The sequence below is a fragment of the Streptomyces lancefieldiae genome, from assembly GCF_031845825.1.
Lineage (GTDB): Bacteria > Actinomycetota > Actinomycetes > Streptomycetales > Streptomycetaceae > Streptomyces > Streptomyces lancefieldiae.
Genome location: NZ_JAVRFH010000164.1, coordinates 1 through 3059 on the forward strand (window position 1 = coordinate 1; position 3059 = coordinate 3059).

Sequence of the window (3059 nt, forward strand, 5' to 3'; positions counted from 1 at the left end):
GTGTGTTGGAGGGTGTGGGTGTGGAGGGTGTGGTGGTGGGGACTCTGCGTCGGGGTGAGGGGGGTTGGGGTCGGGTTCTGCGTTCGGTGGGGGAGTTGTGGGCCGCGGGCGTCGACATCGACTGGAAGGCGGTGATCTCCGCAGGGGACCGGGACGGGACAACCGCGCGGGCCGCGACCCCGACGGCCGCACCGGACCTGCCCACGTACCCCTTCCAACGCGCGCGCTACTGGCTGGACCCCGCTCCGGGCAGGAGCGGCGACGTGGCCTCTGTCGGCCTCACCGCCACCGGCCACCCCCTGCTGGGCGCCGCCGTCCCGCTCGCCGAGGGCGACGCCGTCGCCTTCACCGGGCGACTCGACCTGCGCAGCCACCCCTGGCTCGCCGACCACGCCATCGAGGGCACCCCGCTGTTCCCCGGCACCGGCTTCGTGGAACTGGCCGTCCGGGCCGGCGACCAGGTCGGCGCCCAAAGCCTCGACGAACTCACCCTCCTCGCACCCCTGACGCTGCCCGCCGACACCGGCGTGGCACTCCAGGTCGTGGTCCGCGAGGCGGACGCCGACGGCTTCCGCACACTCACCGTCTACTCCCGCCCGGAGCACGCCCTCCCGGACGAGCCCTGGACCACACACGCCTCCGGGCGGCTCACCGCGGCGGCCCCGCCACCGCCGGCCCCCCTCACCGCCTGGCCCCCGCCCGGCGCCCGGGCGGTCGAGGTCACCGGCGCCTACGACGCCCTCGCGGCCCAGGGCTACCACTACGGCCCCGTCTTCCAGGGGGTCCGCGCGGTCTGGAGCGTCCCCGGCGCCTCCGGTGCGCCGGAGGAGGTCTACGCGGAGGTCTCCCTGCCCGAGGAGACGGCCACCACCGGGTTCGGGCTCCATCCGGCGGTCCTGGACGCCGCCGTGCAGGCGGCGGACATCGCCGGACTGGTCGTCCCGCCACCGCCCGGGCAGGTGGGCATCCCGTTCGCCTGGAACGGCGTCACCCTGCACGCCGCCGAGGCCGCGACCGTACGGGTGCGGCTCCGGCGGGTCGGCACGGACGCCCTCGCGCTGGAGCTGGCCGACACCACCGGGGCGCCGGCCGCCTCCGTCGACTCCCTCCGGATCCGTGTCGTACCGAGCCGGGAACTGACGGGCGGTGACGTGTCGGGTGCCCTGTTCACCCTGGAGTGGCAGCCGCCGCAGCGCGCCGTCCCGGCCGTACCCGCCACCGCCGCCGAGGAATGGATCCAGGTGGGCGACGGGGAGTACGGCACCGACCCGTTCGGCCTCGCCGAGGTCCTGGGTGCACGGCCCGCCGACGCCGTGGGAGAAGGGGCGGTGCTCGGGCTGCTCGCCGTCCGCGGTGACCGGACACGGTCGCCGAGGGACGCGGTGCACCGGCTCCTGCCCTCCCTGCTGGCGCAGGTCCAGCGCTGGTCCCTCGACGAACGGCACGCCGCCGGACGGCTGCTGGTCGTCACCCGGGGTGCGGTCGCCGCCCGGGACGAGGACGACGTCACCGACCTCGCCGCGGCCGCCGCGTGGGGCCTGCTGAGGTCCGTCCAGGCGGAGGAGCCCGGCCGGTTCACCCTGCTGGACCTCGACGACGGCCCGCTGCCGTCCGCCGACCGGCTGACCGCCGACCTGCTCGGCGCCATGGACGCCGGCGAGCCCCAACTGGCGTTGCGTGACGGGCGGCTGATCGCACCCCGGGTCGTACGCGCCACCCCGCCGCCCGCCGGCACCCACCGGCCGCTGGACCCCGAGGGCACCGCGCTGGTCACCGGCGGCACCGGGGTGCTCGGCGCACTGGTCGCCCGGCACCTGGTAACCGGCCACGGTGTACGGCGGCTGGTGCTGCTCAGCCGCCGGGGAGAGGAGGCGCCCGGTGCCACCGCACTGCGCGACGAACTCACCGCGCTCGGCGCCGAGGTGGTGCTCACCGCGGCCGACGCCTCCGACCGGGAGGCGCTGAGCAGGGTGCTGGCGGCGATACCCGCCGACCACCCGCTCACCGCGGTGGTGCACACCGCCGGCGTCCTGGACGACGGGACCCTCCCCTCGCTCACCGCCGAGCGGATGACCTCCGTCCTGCGCCCCAAGGCCGACGCCGCCTGGCATCTGCACGAGCTGACGCGGGACCTTCCGCTCGCCGCCTTCGTGCTCTACTCCTCGATGGCCGGCACGGTCGACGGCCCCGGACAGGGCAACTACGCCGCCGCGAACACCTTCCTGGACGGCCTCGCCGCCCACCGGAGGGCCCAGGGCCTGCCGGCCCACTCCCTCGCCTGGGGTCTGTGGAAGCAGCGCAGCGGCCTGACCGGTCACCTGGGCGAAGCGGACCTGGCCCGTATGGCACGCTCCGGCGACCTCGGGCTGACGGAGGAGCAGGGCCTGGCCCTGTTCGACGCGGCGCTCCGCTCCCCGGACGCGTTCCTGCTGCCGATGCGGCTGGACGCCGTGGCGCTGCGCGCCCGCGGTGCCGAACTGCCCCGGATCCTGGCGGCCCTGGCCCCGGCTCCCGCCCGGCGGACCGCCGTCGCGGGCGGGACCGCGCCGGCACGCGCCCTGGACACGGCCTTCGCCGCGATGACCGAGGCGGAGCAGCGGGAACACCTGCTGGAGTCGGTACGCGGCCAGATCGCCTCGGTCCTCGGCCACGGCGGCACCGAGTTGATCAAGCCGGGGCGCCCGCTCAAGGAGTTGGGTCTCGACTCGCTCGCCGCCGTGGAACTGCGCAACCGGCTCAGCCGGACGACCGGGCTCAAGCTCCCGGCCACCCTCGTCTTCGACCACCCCACGCCGGCGGCCATCGCGGAACTGCTCCACCAGAAGCTGGCCCCGGGCGGGCCGGAGCCGGCCCCCACCGCCGTCTCCGTGCCCGTGCGGAAGAGCGACACGGCGGACGACCCCGTCGTGATCGTTGGTATGAGCTGCCGTTTTCCGGGTGGGGTGCGGTCGCCGGAGGATCTGTGGGAGCTGGTCGCGGGCGGGGTGGACGCGATCGGCGGGTTCCCGGACGACCGGGGGTGGGACGTGGAGGGGATCTACGACCCGGAGCCGGGGGTC

Annotated in this window: 1 protein-coding gene; it reads left to right on the top strand. The window is 75.9% G+C overall.

The window, feature by feature from the left end; translation table 11 throughout:
• Positions 1-86: 86 nt before the first annotated feature.
• Positions 87-3059 (top strand): type I polyketide synthase (locus RM812_RS41200; protein WP_311586012.1); only part of this gene is annotated, 2973 nt, incomplete at its 3' end.